Origin of the sequence: Paenibacillus pabuli NBRC 13638, assembly GCF_001514495.1 — a bacterium.
Lineage (GTDB): Bacteria > Bacillota > Bacilli > Paenibacillales > Paenibacillaceae > Paenibacillus > Paenibacillus pabuli.
Window position 1 is genome coordinate 119,482 of record NZ_BCNM01000016.1, and the last position, 17,164, is coordinate 136,645.

The following is a 17,164-nucleotide window of genomic DNA, read 5'->3' on the forward strand; positions in this document are numbered from 1 at the left end:
GAGGAGAATATCGTCATGACTATGATTACAGCGCGGCATCTGCAAAAGGAATTCAAAACCCCTGTGGTTCGTGAGGGCCGGTTCTCCGGGCTTCGCACCTTGTTTTCACGTGAGTATCTGTCCAAGGAAGCCGTTCGAGACATTAGCTTTGATATTGCCAAAGGGGAATTTGTTGGTTATATCGGTCCAAATGGCGCTGGCAAATCCACCACGATTAAAATGCTGACGGGTATCCTTCATCCGACCTCGGGTGAAGTCTTGCTCGGTGGCATGAACCCGCATCAGGAAAGGCGACGTACGGTTGGGCGCCTCGGTGTAGTGTTCGGACAGCGCAGCCAGCTCTGGTGGGATCTGCCCGTGAAGGATTCGTATGATATTTTGGCCGAGATGTACGGAGTCCGTGCCGAGGATAAAGCGAAACGACTGGCCCAGTTCGCTGAGCTGCTGGATCTGGAATCGTTCTGGGCCACGCCTGTCCGCAAGCTTTCACTGGGACAGCGGATGCGCGCCGATCTCGCAGCGTCCATGCTGCATGATCCGGAACTGCTTTTTCTGGATGAGCCAACGATTGGCCTGGATGTTAATGCAAAGCGAAACATCCGTCAATTTCTACGCACATTAAATGAGGATTTTGGCAAAACGATACTGCTGACCACCCATGATATGGACGATATTGAGCAGTTATGCAGCCGTGTAATGGTGATCAATCACGGTCAGCTTACATATGATGGCTCGATCCCCTCCCTGCGGGACACGATCGGCCTGCCAACGCTTATCCGGGTGACCTATCGCGGCTCGTTTCATATCCCGGATGTCATACCGTCGGCCATTCAGATTACAGCGGCAGAGGGCCAGATCATTACTGTCGAAGTCAACCGGAAAGAGTGGGGTACCATGGACATTCTGAAACAGCTTGAGCAATGGGGCGAGATTGAGGATGTCGAGATGAAAGAACCCGATTTCGAGGATATTATTCATCGGGTATATTGACTGAAGCCTATTTTATTCAGATCTGGATGAGGGCCTGTTCAAATGCCGTTGCATGCGGGAAGGACATGACGTACTGTAATAGCGGAGGTGAAGCGTCATGCTTGTTACCAAACACACACTCGCTGCGTCCAGCCCGCATGCCACTCCCTATTACATCGTACGTGGCATGATGCCGGGCCCGGTGATGTTCATTACATCCGGGGTTCACGGGAACGAAACCGCAAGTATGGCTGCTGCGCAGAAGCTCGCTAACGACTGCATGGCAGGAAGGCGACACGTGGTTCGTGGACTCCTCATTATTGTTCCACGGGTGAATCAGAAGGCTTATCGTAACAACAGACGCGGAAAACCGGATTTAAATCGCACGTTCCCGCGGCATATTTCCGGTAAAGCCAAACACCCGCTTGCTTCCGCCGTCTTTCAGCTTGCCAGTCAACATGGACCCGACTGGTGGCTGGATCTGCATGAGGCCAACGGATTATCCCAACGCAGCTCACGGGTACTGGGACAAACCCTGATCACCAATCCAGGCAGCAGAGCTGTTCCGGTATGCAGACGGGTTATCGCGCGAATGAATCGGTCCATTGCCATTCGTGACAGGCACTTCAACCTGAAGCAGCATGAACTACCCGGTTCTGCACGCACAGCGGCAGCCAGGCTTCTTCACTCCCGCTCGGTCACGGTGGAAACCTGCTGGAGTCTGAAACGTTCTGTCCGAATCCGATATCAGACCGAAATTGTTCACCACTTTCTGCGGGAAGCAGGCTTGTTTTGAACCTCTATTTGAATAGCCAGAAACATAAAGACACCTTCAAGGATATCTCTCACGCCAGACGTGTCAGAGATGATCTTTGAAGGTGTTTATTGGTTGGTTACAAGGTACATTATGAATTCCTATGCCTGCGCCTCCATTCTTCTTCGCATTAATCCGCCCGATTGCCACGCATCTTCGTATACTTGTGTTGACGTCGGTTTTTGGGGGCTACCCACATGAATAACGCCATTGCCAAACTTGCAAGTACCAACATCCCATTCCAGTATTCTCATCATTCAACTTCAACCTTTTCTGTGATAAACACAGAATAAACCTTGAAGTATACTTCAAGGTCAAAGTTGTATTTATTTTAATTTTGGACTCGCAAATCCCATTTGTGAAGTTCAACCAGTGTACAGACTCCTGATGAAAACGCCTTGATGCCAGTTGAATTCGGCCCAGGGTATATGCGACCAGTCATAACCTGCTCTCCCTGCTGGATGAACACTTCAATCGAGCTGATATCGACAAAAATATGAAGTTCCAGCTTCCCATCATGAAGTTCCACTGCCGCAGCCCGTTCGCCCCCGGGTCCTTGCCCGGCGTGCTCTCGATCCAGGCACAGTCGGCGCGGCTCCACATCATAGGAGATAACCGTTTCTTCCCCTTCACCGATGCGAAGTTTCAACCCGAATTGCCTTGCCTCTTCGGCTTCAAATATCGCATGCAGCTCATAACAATCCCCGCTCATCCCCAGATCGTATTCACCGTTGACCATACGAATAGAATTGCGCTGAATGCCTTCCATTCTATACTGCTTGATCTCGGGAAGAGGCTGGAATATCAAACGTTCCCCTCTTCGGAGCAGTTGACGCGGCAATGTCATGGCGCCAGCCCATTTATGAGATGATTGTGTCGGAATATCGGTCTCCCACGTCTCCATCCAGGCCACCATAATCCGTCGCCCCTGTGCATCCTCAATGGTCTGAGGGGCATAGAAATCAAAACCATAATCGAGCGGATAATACTGGTCATATTCCAATACGCCCTGGTCTTCGTCCAGCGTTCCCATCATGTAGACCGTAGAATGCAGATTACGGTAGTTATCCCCCTGCGCGGGCATACGTTGTGGAGACATGATAAGCACGTCCCGGTCATCAAGTACAAACAGATCCGGACATTCCCAGTTGTCACCAAGGGTTCCATCACTTTGGGCCAATACGTTTACGTAGCTCCATTGCTGCAAGTCTGCTGAACGGTACAGCAACACGACTCCTTTTCCTGCTGTATCATTCGATCCGAGGACCGTGTAGTACATCCCGTTTCGTTCGAAAACTTTGGGATCACGGAAATCCTTCGCACTGGTGTGCGCTGGAATCTGATTCAAGTCAATGACAGGGTTCTGTATGCTTTTGACAAAATCGATGCCGTTGTTCGATTCAGCTAAATTTTGGGTCTGCTGATAATCATGGTCTTTGTCTGGTCCGGTTACCACATGGCCGGTATACATCAGCACGAGCTTTCCATCCTTGATGACTGCACTACCCGAGAAACAGCCCCCGCTGTCATAACTCTGATCCGGAGCAAGAGCTACCGGCATCGGGTCCCATTTTACCAGATCATGGCTCACGGCATGTCCCCAATGCATCGGTCCCCAGACCGGAGCGTAGGGATAGTACTGGTAAAAGAGATGATACGCTCCCTGATAATAGATGAAACCGTTGGGATCATTCATCCAGCCCACCTCGGGCATTAGATGGTATTCCAGCCTGTATGCCGGATTGACCTCATGCCGATGTTTCTTAATGTAGGTATTTGCGCCTTTCCGCGTATACTTCACTTCTGGTGTGGCATGTACAACATCTTGCACGTTTTCTCCAGCCTGCCCTTTATCCATCTTATTTCACTCCTGTCTCTCTATCTATGAACTTCATCTATTTAATGGAGCCTTGCATGACACCCTGAATAATATACTTTTGTGCGAACAGATATACGATCAGTACAGGCAAGAGTGTCAGTACAAGCCCTGCCATTAGCGGGCCATAATCCACCGTATACGTACCATAGAAATAAAAGGTGGACAATGGCAGCGTGCGCTGCTCGGATGAAGTCAGTACCAGGGAAGGCAGCAAGAAGTCATTCCAGATCCATAGAACGTTCAGCACGGTAATCGTCACACTTGTTGGCAGCAGCACTGGCAATACGATGCGAAAGAAGGTCTGCACTCGACCGCAGCCGTCCATCAGTGCTGCTTCTTCCAGCTCCAACGGGATACTCTTGATAAAACCATGATAGATAAATACGGCAAGTGGACTGCCAAAGCCGATATACATGTAAATGAGTGACCATTTGTTGTCCAGCATCCCCAGTGAGCCGTATATTTTCACGAGCGGAATCATGATGGCCTGAAAAGGAATAATCATTGCTGCAACCATCAGGAAAAATAGATATTGGTTTAGTTTGCTTTTGTGCCGTACAAAATAATGAGCCGTCATCGCTGCAAGCAGCGCGATCAGCAGCACACCTGCCACCGTAATCAGCAATGAATTGCCGAAGGCAGACATATACCCCATTTTATCGAAAGCGCTAACGTAATTATCCCATTGAACGGAAGCTGGGAGGCCCAGCGGATCGGAAGTAATGGCCTGATTGACCTTAAATGAATTCGTGATGAGCAGCAGAAATGGAAAAATGAACAGCATCATCGCTACAATTAATGAGACCAGCTTCGCCCAGCCCAGCATGCGAGATTGTCCTGCCATCATGCTTCCACCTCCAATTTCTTGCTGAAATACACCTGAAGCAAGGTAATGGTAGCAACCAGGATAAATAGAACAAATGCCTCCGCTTGGCCCAGCCCGTAATCACGTGCAAGAAAAGCCTGTTCATACACATGCATCGATACCATTTCTGTGCTTTTGAACGGTCCTCCGCTAGTGAGGGAGACATTGAGGTCGTACACCATAAAGCCCCGTTGAAGGGACAGAAAAATGCATACGATAAACGACGGTACCATAAGTGGTAACACGATCCGTCCCAGCATCCTGCGGTTGCTTGCTCCGTCAATACTGGCCGCCTCCATCACATCCTTAGGCACATTCATCAGTCCTGCAATATAGATCACCATCATATACCCTGCGTATTGCCAGACAGTAACCACGACAAGTGCCCAGAAAGCTTTGTCCGGGTCCGCTAGCCATGAAGCTCCGAACAATGGAATGTTCATTTTTTGACCGACAAATACCAGCACTTGATTGAAAATAAATTGCCATATGAAGCCAAGCACAATACCGCCGACCAGATTGGGCAGAAAAAAGCCAGCCCGGAACCAGCCTTGCGCCTTCATACCGCGTGTTACCGCATAGGCAAGCAGAAATGCAACCGCATTAGTCAGAACTACGGTAATAAATACGTATTCCAGTGTCATTCCGAATGATTTCCAGAACACGGTATCCTTGAAAACGCCAATATAATTGTCCCAGCCCACGAGGTTTTGCGTCACGGCAATGCCATCCCAGTCCGTAAACGTCAGATAGATTCCGTACAAAAACGGAATAATCATGACTGTCGCAAACGCCAATAGCGTCGGACCAGTGAAGATGAGCCGGGTACGCAAACGCGTCCATAATCCTTTTTCGGTCAGCATTGTCTTCCTCCACTCTATCCAATGGTTTCTACAGCGTTTGTCCGAAGACGAAGCAGGCACGGAGGCACACCTCCGGCCTATTCATCTTATCGGGCATACCGCTATCTCTACGGTTATATTTCATTCATAGGGGCCCGATTGGCACAGGGAGGAATAGTATTCATGGTTCTTCCCCTATGCCACGTCGCTGCTCCCCTTTTATTTTACGTTAGTCCAGTATGCCTGAATTTCCTGGGCAAGACCTTGGCGGTCAATGACGTCAGCCAAATATTTTTGCATAGAAGCGCCCAATTTGGACCAATGATCTGCTGGAAGTGTGCTCATTGATTCCTCCATTTTGCCGGCCTTGATGTATTCACCAATCGACTTGCCAAGCGGATCAGCCGGTTCAAGGGTAATATTGCTGAATGCCGGAATAACACTGGCCTGATTCACCAAGAAATCCTGACCTTTATCCTGATAGACCATCCAGTCCAGGAATTTCTTCGCCGCTTCCTGCTGTGCTGGTGTACTTTTCTCCTTGTCTATTAATATGCGCTTGGACACAGCTGCGGAGATCTGTGTATTGCCAAAATCTTCTGAGTTATTACTTACCGGAACAGGCAGGAACCCGTACTGTCCATTGGCCGTATCAAAACTGTGAATCTGCGGCCATGCCCAGTTGCCCTGAAACCAGATACCAACCTCGCCCTTGCCAAGCACTTCTGGTCCGCGTTCATACGTTCCGGACAGTGGGGAAGCTTTATCGATGTTGTAGGTCTTCATCAGATCGAACGTATCCATCAGCCCGTTAAAAACAGCATTGGAGGCCAAATCCGCTTTGCCTGCCTTCAGATCGGTAATAAATTGATCCACTTTGGCACGATCCGGTGACTGTCCACCATATGCAAGTGCAAGATAGTGAGCTCCAAGCGACCAATCCATCGGCGATATAATTAATGGCGATTTACCGGTAGCTGTAATCTTTTTGAACAAATCTTCAAGCTGATCTGTCGTTTGAACTGACTTCGGATCAAACGTTCCGCCTACAGCCTGATCCAGAACCTGTTGATTGTAGATGAATCCATATCCTTCAATGGAAAACGGGAAGGCGTAATTTTTTCCATCAAATGTTGTAGCTGTCGTGCTATTCTCGACGGCATCCTTCATCCATTTCTCGGAGGTGAGATCCAGGACACGATCCTTGAATTTCTCAACATCTCCCGTATCGAGCATCATCATGGTGGTCGGATTGCCTGATGCATACAATGCCGATGCTTTCTCGAATGGCGATTGTCCGCTGCCTACGGGTATAATCTCCAGCGATATATCGGGGTTTTCCGTTTGGAAATCCTTCGCGGCTTGCTCCAACTGACTGTTTATCTCTGATTTGGAGTTAAGAAATGTAATTTTGACTTGATCACCGGATGTGGTGGAAGCCTCTGTTCCCGTCCCTGACTTTGCACCTCCACACGCCGTAAGAATAGCAACCATAGCCAAGGATAAAAGCGATAATTTCATCCCTTTTCGTTCTGTTCTCATCTGTCATTGCCCCCGTTCGTTAATATAAAAGAAACCGCTTACAAAATCGATTATAGTGTCAAAGGTTTGACATGTCAATCGTTTGACATAAATAAAAATAAAAGAACGACCCTCGTTCAGGTCGTCTCTCTCTCCACCAGTGCAACAGGCAAAATATTCTCCATGTCGATCCCTTTTTCCACGATCTGACGACGGATTAGGTCCACCGCAAGTTCAGCCAATTCCTGAACGGGTTGTCTTATCGTAGTAATGCCTGGCAGCACGTAGCCTGCTGCCCGGATATCATCATAACCAATGATCGCAATATCCTCAGGAACTTTACGACCATGGGCGACAATTTGTTTCAACGCATGAATCGCGATGAGATCACTGGTGACGAACAGGCCATCCACTTCGGGGTGCTCCATAAGAAGTCGTTCAACCAGTTCAGTGTACTGTTCCTGACTGAACACATTCAGATCGGTTTCATGCATCGTTACCGGCTCGACACCATGTTCCTTCAGCTTGTCCATAAAGCCTGTTGTCCTCCGATTGGACAGCATCTGCAGTTCAAGATTGCCGCAAATATGTGCCAGTTTCCTCCTTCCCTTGGCAAGCAGCAACTCAGCTGCCATCACACCACCCTGATAATTATCCGAAGAAATATACGGAATGTCTGCACCAATCTGCCGGTCAATGGTCACAATCGGTGAATTCAGATTCATGTACTCATCCACTTCAAGTGTATGGCTGCCCATAATAATTCCATCAACCCGGTTACCCTTAAGCATCTCCACATACTCTCGCTCTTTTGAAGGCTCCATATGCGAGTTGCATAGCATAATTTTGAACCCATTCTGGTACGCATAATACTCGATATAGTTCGCCAGCTCGCCAAAAAAAGGATGCGACACATCAGGAATAATCAAACCGATGACGTTTGACTGTTTGCGCAGGAGGGAACGTGCAATCTCATTGGGACGATAATTCAATTCGTTCATCGTCTGGTACACTTTATCCCGAGTTTTCTGGCTGATGTACCCCCGGTTATTCAATACCCGAGATACGGTAGTTACGGAAACCCCTGCTCTGAGTGCAACATCATGAATTGTTGCCATAACAACCTCTTTTCCTACAACATTCTTAATGATTAATATCATTATATAGTATAAACTTGTTTGCTTTTTTCCCCAACCAACAGCACGCCAAGTGCTCTCTATTTCGCTTCCACTGTCGCTCTAGGCATACTGTGCATCGCCCCATGTGTTACATGAGCCTGAACCACATAGGTGCCTGGCTCTTCAAATGTGTACTCTACCTGATAGATCCCCTCATCGGTTTCACTCGCCTTCAAGGCTCCCTGCTCCTCCAGCTTCTCTGCTGTCATCATGCCCAGCTCGGGGGACACCTCCGGGGGGTCTTCAAGGTTGTTCCAGATCTGGAATTGAACGTGATCCGCATGAATTAACGGGTTTCCTCCTTGCATAAGCTTTACCTTCAATGACACAGGCTTATGGAGGGAAGCCTTGTCCGGCACCATGAGCTCAACTTTAATCATCTCTGGCATCTCACCCGTCTGGGCCTGCTCCTGATTGGAGCAAGCCACAGTCAATACGACCAGAATGATTAAGGACATGAACCAACGGACTTGTCCGCTCATCAATCATCTGTCCTTTCTTATGAAGAAGATTTTGGTGTTTTGCCAATACCCCACAGCATAACAATAATGATGACAAACGCGATCAGTGCAAGCAAAGGAATGGTAATAAAACCAAACCAGTTCAAGTAATCGGTATAACACGGGATCTGTCCACAAGCCACTGAATTACCCGTAGCTGAATAAATACGCTGAATCGTTACATGGTACAACGAGATCCCGCCTCCAATGAAGCTAAGCGGCAGAACGTATTTGGCAATGCCCACATCATCCTTGAAATAGGCAATCCCCAGTAAAATCGTGAGAGGGTACATAAAAATACGCTGAAACCAGCACAGATCACAAGGAATATATCCCTTAATCTCACTAAAATAAAGGCTGCCTCCAGTCGCAATGACCGATACGGCCCAAGCGATAAACAGCCGGGTGTCCACACTTCTCGCCGGACGCTCTGGTTCTGATGGTGTACTCATTCATCTGTCCTCCTCTGCCATTTTGTTCATACCAAATGATCATACATCATTCATGATACCAAGGGATATTCGAGCCGTTATGTAAGCGTTACACGATGATTATACCAAATATTTGATATTTTAGGTTCATTTATGGTCGCATTGGATTTGCTCATCTTGTTTCATTCCTTTGTCCCTTGCATACGTATTTCCCCAATCACACATTGTGTTTAATACTGGAACGAATGACCGTCCGAGATCAGTCAAACTATATTCCACTTTTGGCGGCACCTCTTTGAATATTTCCCTACGGACAAGTCCATCGCCTTCCAACTGTTTCAATTGATCGGTTAGCACCTTTTGTGTAATTCCAGGTATCAATTCGTAGAATTCCTTGGTTCTTACCGATTGTTGACTCAGAAAGAAAAGGATAAGACACTTCCATTTTCCGCCTGCGATATCCATAAAAATATTTATTCCGGTATTATATTTAACCAAAGTGCCGTCACTCCCCAATAGATACTTTAAAGTGGCTATACCACCTTTTTGTGCGTTATTTTCTCATTTGTTATAGCCTACTATAATTCAAAAGAGCCATAAATAACAACGATGGAGATGATCGAATGAGTGTACAAACCATTTTGGAAAAAAGACGTTCTGTTCGGCACTTTGATTCAAATTATACAATACGACCAGAGGTGCTAACTTCCTTAATTGAATCTGCAAGCAAATCACCGAATGGGAACAATATTCAAGCCACCCGATACCTTATTATTAATGAACCCGACTTGCAAAGGGCACTGCTGCCTATCGCTTTTAATCAACAACAGGTCGTAGATGCTTCAGCTTTGGTGGTTATGTTGGGAGATTATCAGGCATTTGAAGAAAATAATATCATCCAAATCCACGAAGAAGGCTTCCAGGCAGGTTTTTTTGATGAATCGCTCAGAGATTATCTGGCGAATGCTGCCATCCAGTACTATGCAAATAAATCGGATGAAGAGCTAAAGTTGGAGTTAACCCGAGATGTAAGTCTGGCATCGATGTCATTTATTCTGCTCGCAAATGAAGCCGGTTTCGAAACCATTACCATGTCCGGTTATGATTCCGCTCAATTAAAAGCCAGCCTGAATATTTCCGATAGATATTTGGATGTCATGCTGATCGCCATCGGCAAAGGTACGAAAAATGGGCATCAAACGGTACGTCACCCTGTAAATAAAATTATGTATCACAACACAATCACCTCCTTATGATAACAACCCAAAAAGCTGCCGTATGGGCAGCTTTTTAGGTTGCGTATACCTGCCCCCCCTTGTTTGACTCTTACGATTACATGGATTTAGTCAGTGTGATGGAGCCATCTTTTTGAGTCCATTTTACATCCCAGCCAAGAAGCTCTGCGATGAAACGCAGTGGCACTTGCGTACGTCCATCTTTATTTACAAAGGCCGTTGCACCGGATAACAGGTGATCCAGGTTCGCTCTCAAAGACTTTATTTCCCTTTATTTATCAATAAAAGCTTACATCCAAGGTGAACTTGAAGTACAATGAACAAAACGATTGATTTCAATGAAGGAGGTCATCGCATGACATGGCTGCCCTATATTTTAATTGTTGGTATTGCCCTGTTCGGCGGAATTGCTACCATGATCATCGGGAATTCCAAAGCCAATCAGACCAGCAACCCTGAGTATGATCGCAGGACCAAGCAAAATCTGAGCAAACTTACCTATGTATACGTTGGTGCTATCGTTCTGGGCATAGGAGGTTTCGTCCTGTATTTATTCAACTGAATAGCCTTACTCTCAGCAAAGTACATGTTTGAACTTTTCGAGTAATTCAAGGTTTCGTTGTACATATGGGATGGTTTGGCGAACCATTCCCCTCTCTCTTATGATGGCCAAGAGTCCACGTATCACCCACAAACGCATTTGTTCATAAAGACTTTTCCTACTAAAAGAATTACCTTCCTGTATATGTCCCTGCTCAAAGTCAGCTGCAATCTCTCCTACTTCTCCAACATCAATAATGTGAATGCTCTCTTCTGTAAATAACAAATTCCAAACAAACTCCTTACACATGTTTACAAGTTGGAGATAATTCAGAATTATTCTGGATATGTTCGAGGTTTAATATAAAGCCATAAGGACAGCAATTATCCATTACAAATAACAAATATATAAGTTGAATCTGACTTTTACACCATAACGGAGAGGGCAGAACCAATCTGAAGAAGCGCAGCGTTCGCCTTTATCCCCGGATTTCCCCCTTATAAAAGGATTCAAGAAAATCTGGGGATAAGAGCGATCGGAAGTTGGTACTGCACTCGGAGTGGTAAGGTGTAAATCCCCCAATTCAACTTATATAAACTAAAGGAGAGTTATACACATGAAGAAAAACTTGAAGAAATCTGCAGCCACGATGATGGTACTGGGCATGACATTAACAGGAGCAGCGGGTGTATTCGCGGGTACTCAACTGGAGAAAATCTCGGCATATCTTAACCATGGGATCAGTTTCAATGTAGACGGTGCCGCGTACACCCCAACGGATGGCAATGGCAACAAATTGGCTCCGATCACTTACAACAATTCAACTTATCTGCCTGTACGTGCCATTGCTGATGCGCTCCATGTACCTGTATCGTATGACGGTAAAAAAGGACAGGTCATTATCGGCGAAGCGACAAGCAAACCTTCCACATTGAACAATGTAACCTATAGCGCAGCGCAAAAAGAAGCCATTCAAAAGGCATTTGCACAGTTCGATGGTTTCGAGACGGCTTACGCCCCTCAGCAAATGATTGCAGGCGATATGTTCAAAAGCGTAGGCGCTGGCGGCGATGGAGTAAGTTATACGTTCAATCATATGAAGGTGGATGTGTCGCCAAGAGATTATTCGGACGGTTACAATGGTAAAGACGTCAAACTGTCCAATGGTGTCACAGCCAAATGGTACACACCAGATCAAACGGGTATGCTCACGTTCAAACTGGATGATCGTTATGTCACAATAAGCTCACCGGACCATAAGCTGTCTCAGGCCCAGTTGCAGCAAGTAGCTGTATCTGTGCAAAAGGTTCAAGGCAACGATCAGGGCGTTACCGGCTTCGCTGATGTGAAATATACCCAAGAACAGTCAGCTGCCATCCGCAAAGCATTTGCGAAATTCCAAGGATTCGAGACGGCTTATGCACCACAACATATGATTGCCGGGGATACATTCAAAAGTGTGGCTGCTGGTGGAGATGGTGTAAACTTTGTCTTTAATCACATGAATGTTACTGTTTCACCTAAAGATTATTCCTTCAGCTATGACGGCAAAAATGTAAAACTGCCCAATGGCGTTACTGCCAAGTGGTATACACCGGATCAAACCGATATGCTGACGTTTAAACTGGACGATCGCTATGTGACACTCAGCTCGGCAAATAACGCATTGACTCACACACAGCTGGAGCAAATGGCTGTATCTGTGCAAAAAGTGAAATAATTTCAAAGCTAAAATCAAAGAATTACACTGAAATCAAAGTCATACAACATAACAAACACACATCATTCTGTTTATTTCTGTGTCGGGGACAGATTCGATGTGTGTTTTGTCCTATACAAGATGATCTCTATGATTCTAAAAACAAGGCTTTTGTCCAGATTCATTTCATTTTGAATAACGTTATAATGAAGTATACTGCGTTTAACGGAAGAAAAAATAAGGAGTGGACATAATGGACCAGCGGATCGACCTATCCCCCGAGGAACTGCAGCAGCTTGCAGGTGAATTCAACAAGGCCTCGCAGAACGGGCATGATATCCTTACGCGGCTCAAAACGATGATTGACCAATCTGAAGGTCAGTGGGAAGGTGAGCGTCAGCGTGAGTTTCTCCAACGAATGAATGATAGCATGACGTCTGTGAGCGATTATTTGCGGGGTTTGCAGGAGACAAGCAATAGTCTTCAGCAGACGGCGACCCGTTTTCGTGAAGCGGATCAGTCCCGATAAAGCAAACGCATGTCAACATCACATAGCATTAAAAAAAGCCATGTACCTGAAGATGATATATCATTCCTTCAAGGCCATGGCTTTTTGCAATTTCTATGATTCACTCAAACTTACAGCAAACGCCTCTTCTTCCTCATCTGCATAACCCCTGAAAATGATCTCTTCGATATCTTCATGATTAAATACATACGTATAATCCGCATTGATATACCCCTCCGGGTACAAACAGCCAATATAATCGAACTGACGTGGTGGTTCCGTCATCAACATTTGCTTGCGTCCATAAATGACCAGCTTTTTGGTGCCTTCTTTTAAAAGGATGACGGAGCCATTGGGTAGTAAAGTGGATATTTCTTTTTCCATAGTGATCCTCCTCCTTTATTATTTTATGTTTGTATTGGCATGAACTTCATCAGACTTGTCCAACACCTGGCGAAGCCAGTAATATCGGTGCACATCCATAATAAAGTGAAATACGACAAAAGCCAGCATAATGTACACACACATGAGCACAACAGCTACCGTCTGCTGCGTAACAAAGGCCAGTGAAATGTTGGCCAGAAGATACCCAGCTCCCGTTAACATCGTTAACAGAGCGACAGGCATTCTGGCGCCCGTGTCCCCTTTTTTTCGGTGAGGGGACTGCTGCAGTTTACGCAAATGAAACTTCGCATACTGATATAAGGCAAATCCATATATGACAAACGATCCAATGGCGTACCACGGCGTTGTGAGGCCCAACATGCCATATGCGAACTTTTGCACAATGACCATAAAACCCAAAGAACAGACGATCCCAAACACACCCCGAAACAGGACATAATTCACCTGCAGCCTTCGTGGTGTCACGATCAGGGCGATGGCCCACACATTCATCACCAACAGCAGCGGCAGCAGAATATAGGCGTATACGGGTTGGAACGGAACACTGAACACGGGAATCAACAGAAATATGTTAAGAAAGAAAAGTACCAGCGTACCCGCACTGAACCGAATGCCATCTACCGCATATACTGCCAGATAGTTTTCGAACGCCTCCCGGTGATAGGGGGTTCCTTCAACCATTGCAGAAACCGTGGGACCGGTCGTTGAGTTTTTACGTTTTTTGCTTGCCATTTATTTAAACCACCCCGCTACTGTAGACCAGGCTTTCTTTGCACCATGCTTAACGACATCCTTCACAGAATCATCCTTCCCATCACCATCCAGATCCATATTCATCGTTACTCCTTCCGCAAGATAAGTCAGGCCTACGGATACGCCCAAACCAACTGCGCCTACTGCCAACACAGGTGCTGCTGCAGGCAGAATAGCCGCTGTCAGGAGTGTTGCGCCAACGGTTGTTGCCCCGCCGACAACAACGTTACCGATGATATCGCCAGCGATTTTGTCACTAGATGCATTCTGGCTAATGTTCTCCTGAGTATCTGTGAAAACATCAATGCCAACACTTGCCCATCCCAGCTTGTCCGTTAATGCAGATTTGGCCGCATAACCCGGCTTGACCATAGAGGCTATTTCCTTGATCTGCGGGGTAGCGGTTCCATTGGAAAGTTTGGCTTCAATGTCACGGACATAATGAATTTTGTAGTCTCTTGGTCTTCCGTTCACAATCTTGTTATCTTTGACCGAATCGTAACTTTCACGAACCAAAATACGTGGTGTATTCCGGTCCAGCTGAGGTTTGACCATAAATCCGTTTTTTACACGATATCCCAACCTGGCAACAGCTGCGGCTCCTGTCAGTGTTCCTACCGTGCTTCCTGGTCCATCGAATGGAGCGAGTGGATTAATTCCGGTCAACCCAAATGTACCACCTGACTGATCCTCCTGTTCCATTCGCTCACGGGTGGTTTTCACAAATGCCGCCAGTTGCTGCATATTCTCTCCAGCGTTCTGAAACCGCTGCTGGTGTGTCTGGTATAACCCAATGATGGTTTGACGATTCCCGGATTGCCAAGCTGCACCCTGAATAGAACGTTGGAGAGCGCCGTCTACCTGCTGCAGCTGTGCGGTAACCTGTTCAATCTGCTGTGCGAGAGAGTTCAGGTACTCCGATTTCATGATAATTTTGGTCAACTGGACTTCCTCCTTCGACTTACGTAGATGATTCCATGTGTTTAGAACGCAGGCAGCATAGACAATGAACGTGTTGTTAGCAAAAACAGACTCTGCACCAGCTCTTCTTCGGTCACCTTGAATGCGGTCAGATCCGTTCCTCCACCTTCCATAAATAACCAATTTCCATCGGTACTGCCCAAAAAATAAATGGTTTGCGACTTACCCTCCGTGCCACGAGTATACACGTCAAATTGCCCCCGTCTCTGGATCGTCGCGAAAGCATGGGATAACTCGTTGATCAATGATTCATTGAGATGTTGGTCCTGCTGTAAAATCGATTGAATGGTCTTGACGTCTGATCCGATCGGTAACGCGGATAGTTGCTGCAACGTTTCTGCCTGAATGGGTGTGCGCAACATTTCCTCTTCCGTATCGGGCAGCTCGATCCGGTTTCCCATGAGTTGGAACAGATCCTGCAATTCTTCGAAAGAAGACAGTAACGCCTGATCTCGTGCAGGCATCCATACCCATTCAACAATTTGCATGCCTGACAAAAACCCATAAGTCACGGACGATTCACCATCCACTATATGCAGATCCAGTCGGGTAACTGCACTACTGAGCTTACACCCCATCAGCAGGTTATGTACTTGCGGATCCATAGTGACTTGTCCATCCTCTACTTCGATGACACTATCGTTAACCAGACGGTTAACAACCTGTTTATGCATGTACTCCGCCTGCTCACCCTCCAATGAAGGATCATTCATATCCCTGATAAGCTGGTCCGCTTCGGGAATATTCATCAATTGAAACAGAAACAGGGCCTCTCGGCCGGAACATTCAAACGATGTATATGAAGGCAAGTCATTCCCTCTTTTCCTTAGTATAGGGTTAAACATGTTATGGAAAAGTCTATCATTTTATTGTAAAAGGTTATACAACTGCGCTCAATGCGCCCACGCTCCTGATATTGGGGTGATCAACCTGATTATATTTACCCAAAAATACATAGAGGCACAGCAAATGACGCCGTCCCCCTACCAAGTTGTCCACTATAAAATTCACCTTGCCCATTCGGTTAAACGAATCACTCTCCGATAGTTCATATCATCGATCATATCCTCCCAGTCCAGTTCGCCTGCATTACTGTCACGATAGTATACGGCTGTAGCGGGCAGGAAACCGACTAATGGCCCCATACCCCCACAGATCATCGCGCCACCGTCACCACCTTTGAGTATCATGGTTCCATTATCAGAAGGATCAAGCGTTAGCTCATAGGTATAAGGATCTCCGGCAAACTGGATACCAAAAAAGTTGGACAGCTCCAGATCATATGGACGGTCATCCTTTTCCAATAAAGACGGGTCTTCGAGACTGCCAAAATGCTTCAATTTCATCGTGTAGTCAAAACTGTCTCCCCATGGAAATAACGTACGGCACCCCCCTCCATACAGATACTCCCATTCATCTTCAGTAAGCAAACCATAACCCGCTTTTTCTTCTTCCTTGACGAGATACTCCAGCGTCAAATCTTCATTGAACCAAAATATCTGTACTGCCTCACCTTGTCGGACCAAACGGAACTCTTGATGCAGTTCATACTGATTCAGATCGGACAGCTTGAATTTCTCCAACTCTTCTGCAAAATAGGCATTCTCCTGCGCCATCGCTTCTGCTTCCGTCACTTCAATCCAGCCAAGGGAATGGCTGCTGCACTCCACCAGCATGGGTGCAATGTGTACTTCCCTAACCGGAGACATCTGGCTAATTAAAAAAGAATCCACATCTTCCACACCATACTCACTGACCGTCTCCAGTAAATCTGCGGAAGTCTCCTCATTCATCCCATTCTGCCAACGATCCCAGCCGAGAGTCACCCGATCGCCAGGCACAAACACAAATCTCTGCTCATCATACGAAAATACACCTGTCTCAATTTGCTGACCGAATCGTTCAAATGTCTCCAATCCTTCATATTTCATACCTGTGGGGAAATGACTGACCAATCCACTCAGCCGCTCCTCCTTTTCCGGAGCGGACAGCCTCTCCCATGCATCCCGATTCAATGATTCCACGCACTTTCCCCCCTTTCAC

Annotated in this window: 22 protein-coding genes; 6 read left to right on the forward strand and 16 right to left on the reverse strand. The window is 46.6% G+C overall.

Annotation, left to right across the window (positions count from 1 at the left end):
- Window positions 1–21 precede the first annotated feature (21 nt).
- Complete coding sequence (locus PPA03S_RS21205) at window positions 22–990, forward strand: ABC transporter ATP-binding protein (protein WP_062326024.1); 969 nt, start codon at window positions 22–24, stop codon at window positions 988–990.
- 97 nt (window positions 991–1,087) lie between these two features.
- Window positions 1,088–1,765: a M14 family metallopeptidase gene (locus PPA03S_RS21210; protein ID WP_062325969.1), complete on the forward strand. Its 678-nt coding sequence runs from the start codon at window positions 1,088–1,090 to the stop codon at window positions 1,763–1,765.
- 119 nt (window positions 1,766–1,884) lie between these two features.
- Here PPA03S_RS21210 and PPA03S_RS33005 read toward each other — a convergent pair whose 3' ends face one another.
- The 9 genes from PPA03S_RS33005 to PPA03S_RS21250 all read right to left on the reverse strand — a co-directional run bounded on the left by PPA03S_RS33005 (window position 1,885) and on the right by PPA03S_RS21250 (window position 9,497).
- Window positions 1,885–2,040, reverse strand: a complete 156-nt coding sequence (locus tag PPA03S_RS33005) for a hypothetical protein (RefSeq protein WP_157284296.1) — start codon at window positions 2,038–2,040, stop codon at window positions 1,885–1,887.
- A 74-nt stretch (window positions 2,041–2,114) separates the two neighbouring features.
- Window positions 2,115–3,641 carry a glycoside hydrolase family 32 protein gene (locus PPA03S_RS21215; protein WP_082704258.1) on the reverse strand — a complete coding sequence of 509 codons (1,527 nt, stop codon included), beginning with the start codon at window positions 3,639–3,641 and terminating at the stop codon, window positions 2,115–2,117.
- Between the two features lie 37 nt (window positions 3,642–3,678).
- Window positions 3,679–4,506: a carbohydrate ABC transporter permease gene (locus tag PPA03S_RS21220; protein ID WP_062326026.1), complete on the reverse strand. Its 828-nt coding sequence runs from the start codon at window positions 4,504–4,506 to the stop codon at window positions 3,679–3,681.
- Window positions 4,506–5,390 carry a carbohydrate ABC transporter permease gene (locus PPA03S_RS21225; protein WP_062325970.1) on the reverse strand — a complete coding sequence of 295 codons (885 nt, stop codon included), beginning with the start codon at window positions 5,388–5,390 and terminating at the stop codon, window positions 4,506–4,508. Before PPA03S_RS21225 ends, PPA03S_RS21220 begins: the two co-directional genes overlap by 1 nt.
- Before the next feature lie 198 nt (window positions 5,391–5,588).
- Window positions 5,589–6,911: an ABC transporter substrate-binding protein gene (locus PPA03S_RS21230; RefSeq protein WP_062325971.1), complete on the reverse strand. Its 1,323-nt coding sequence runs from the start codon at window positions 6,909–6,911 to the stop codon at window positions 5,589–5,591.
- Between the two features lie 116 nt (window positions 6,912–7,027).
- Window positions 7,028–8,008 (reverse strand): LacI family DNA-binding transcriptional regulator, encoded by a 981-nt coding sequence (locus PPA03S_RS21235; RefSeq protein ID WP_062325972.1) that lies wholly within the window; start codon window positions 8,006–8,008, stop codon window positions 7,028–7,030.
- Window positions 8,009–8,106: 98 nt separating this feature from the next.
- Window positions 8,107–8,550 carry a FixH family protein gene (locus PPA03S_RS21240; RefSeq protein ID WP_062325973.1) on the reverse strand — a complete coding sequence of 148 codons (444 nt, stop codon included), beginning with the start codon at window positions 8,548–8,550 and terminating at the stop codon, window positions 8,107–8,109.
- 17 nt (window positions 8,551–8,567) lie between these two features.
- The gene (locus PPA03S_RS21245) at window positions 8,568–9,020 is read right to left on the reverse strand and encodes a disulfide oxidoreductase (RefSeq protein ID WP_062325974.1); all 453 of its coding nucleotides are present in this window, start codon (window positions 9,018–9,020) and stop codon (window positions 8,568–8,570) included.
- 126 nt (window positions 9,021–9,146) lie between these two features.
- On the reverse strand, window positions 9,147–9,497 hold the full coding sequence (locus tag PPA03S_RS21250) for a winged helix-turn-helix transcriptional regulator (RefSeq protein ID WP_062325975.1): 351 nt from the start codon (window positions 9,495–9,497) through the stop codon (window positions 9,147–9,149).
- Between the two features lie 143 nt (window positions 9,498–9,640).
- Here PPA03S_RS21250 and PPA03S_RS21255 point away from each other — a divergent pair, with 143 nt between their 5' ends.
- Window positions 9,641–10,255 (forward strand): nitroreductase family protein, encoded by a 615-nt coding sequence (locus PPA03S_RS21255; protein WP_245683693.1) that lies wholly within the window; start codon window positions 9,641–9,643, stop codon window positions 10,253–10,255.
- A 76-nt stretch (window positions 10,256–10,331) separates the two neighbouring features.
- Here PPA03S_RS21255 and PPA03S_RS32465 read toward each other — a convergent pair whose 3' ends face one another.
- Window positions 10,332–10,490 carry a stalk domain-containing protein gene (locus PPA03S_RS32465; RefSeq protein WP_245683694.1) on the reverse strand — a complete coding sequence of 53 codons (159 nt, stop codon included), beginning with the start codon at window positions 10,488–10,490 and terminating at the stop codon, window positions 10,332–10,334.
- 60 nt (window positions 10,491–10,550) lie between these two features.
- Here PPA03S_RS32465 and PPA03S_RS21260 point away from each other — a divergent pair, with 60 nt between their 5' ends.
- Window positions 10,551–10,796 (forward strand): hypothetical protein, encoded by a 246-nt coding sequence (locus PPA03S_RS21260; RefSeq protein WP_245683695.1) that lies wholly within the window; start codon window positions 10,551–10,553, stop codon window positions 10,794–10,796.
- A 12-nt stretch (window positions 10,797–10,808) separates the two neighbouring features.
- Here PPA03S_RS21260 and PPA03S_RS21265 read toward each other — a convergent pair whose 3' ends face one another.
- Complete coding sequence (locus PPA03S_RS21265) at window positions 10,809–11,060, reverse strand: hypothetical protein (RefSeq protein ID WP_062325977.1); 252 nt, start codon at window positions 11,058–11,060, stop codon at window positions 10,809–10,811.
- Window positions 11,061–11,391: 331 nt separating this feature from the next.
- On the opposite strand from PPA03S_RS21265, the gene PPA03S_RS21270 reads away from it, so the two are divergent.
- Window positions 11,392–12,495: a stalk domain-containing protein gene (locus PPA03S_RS21270; RefSeq protein WP_062325978.1), complete on the forward strand. Its 1,104-nt coding sequence runs from the start codon at window positions 11,392–11,394 to the stop codon at window positions 12,493–12,495.
- A 232-nt stretch (window positions 12,496–12,727) separates the two neighbouring features.
- A complete protein-coding gene (locus PPA03S_RS21275; RefSeq protein ID WP_062325979.1) occupies window positions 12,728–13,003 on the forward strand; it encodes a WXG100 family type VII secretion target in 276 nt (91 codons plus the stop codon).
- A gap of 93 nt (window positions 13,004–13,096) precedes the next feature.
- Here PPA03S_RS21275 and PPA03S_RS21280 read toward each other — a convergent pair whose 3' ends face one another.
- From PPA03S_RS21280 to PPA03S_RS21300, 5 genes are all read right to left on the reverse strand, one after another.
- Window positions 13,097–13,366: a DUF4176 domain-containing protein gene (locus PPA03S_RS21280; protein ID WP_062325980.1), complete on the reverse strand. Its 270-nt coding sequence runs from the start codon at window positions 13,364–13,366 to the stop codon at window positions 13,097–13,099.
- 18 nt (window positions 13,367–13,384) lie between these two features.
- Window positions 13,385–14,068 (reverse strand): hypothetical protein, encoded by a 684-nt coding sequence (locus PPA03S_RS21285; protein ID WP_062326028.1) that lies wholly within the window; start codon window positions 14,066–14,068, stop codon window positions 13,385–13,387.
- Window positions 14,069–14,119: 51 nt separating this feature from the next.
- Window positions 14,120–15,082 carry a hypothetical protein gene (locus PPA03S_RS34035; protein ID WP_245683696.1) on the reverse strand — a complete coding sequence of 321 codons (963 nt, stop codon included), beginning with the start codon at window positions 15,080–15,082 and terminating at the stop codon, window positions 14,120–14,122.
- 41 nt (window positions 15,083–15,123) lie between these two features.
- On the reverse strand, window positions 15,124–15,930 hold the full coding sequence (locus PPA03S_RS21295) for a hypothetical protein (protein ID WP_062325981.1): 807 nt from the start codon (window positions 15,928–15,930) through the stop codon (window positions 15,124–15,126).
- Window positions 15,931–16,128: 198 nt separating this feature from the next.
- Window positions 16,129–17,145 (reverse strand): hypothetical protein, encoded by a 1,017-nt coding sequence (locus tag PPA03S_RS21300; protein ID WP_062325982.1) that lies wholly within the window; start codon window positions 17,143–17,145, stop codon window positions 16,129–16,131.
- Between the last annotated feature and the right edge of the window lie 19 nt (window positions 17,146–17,164).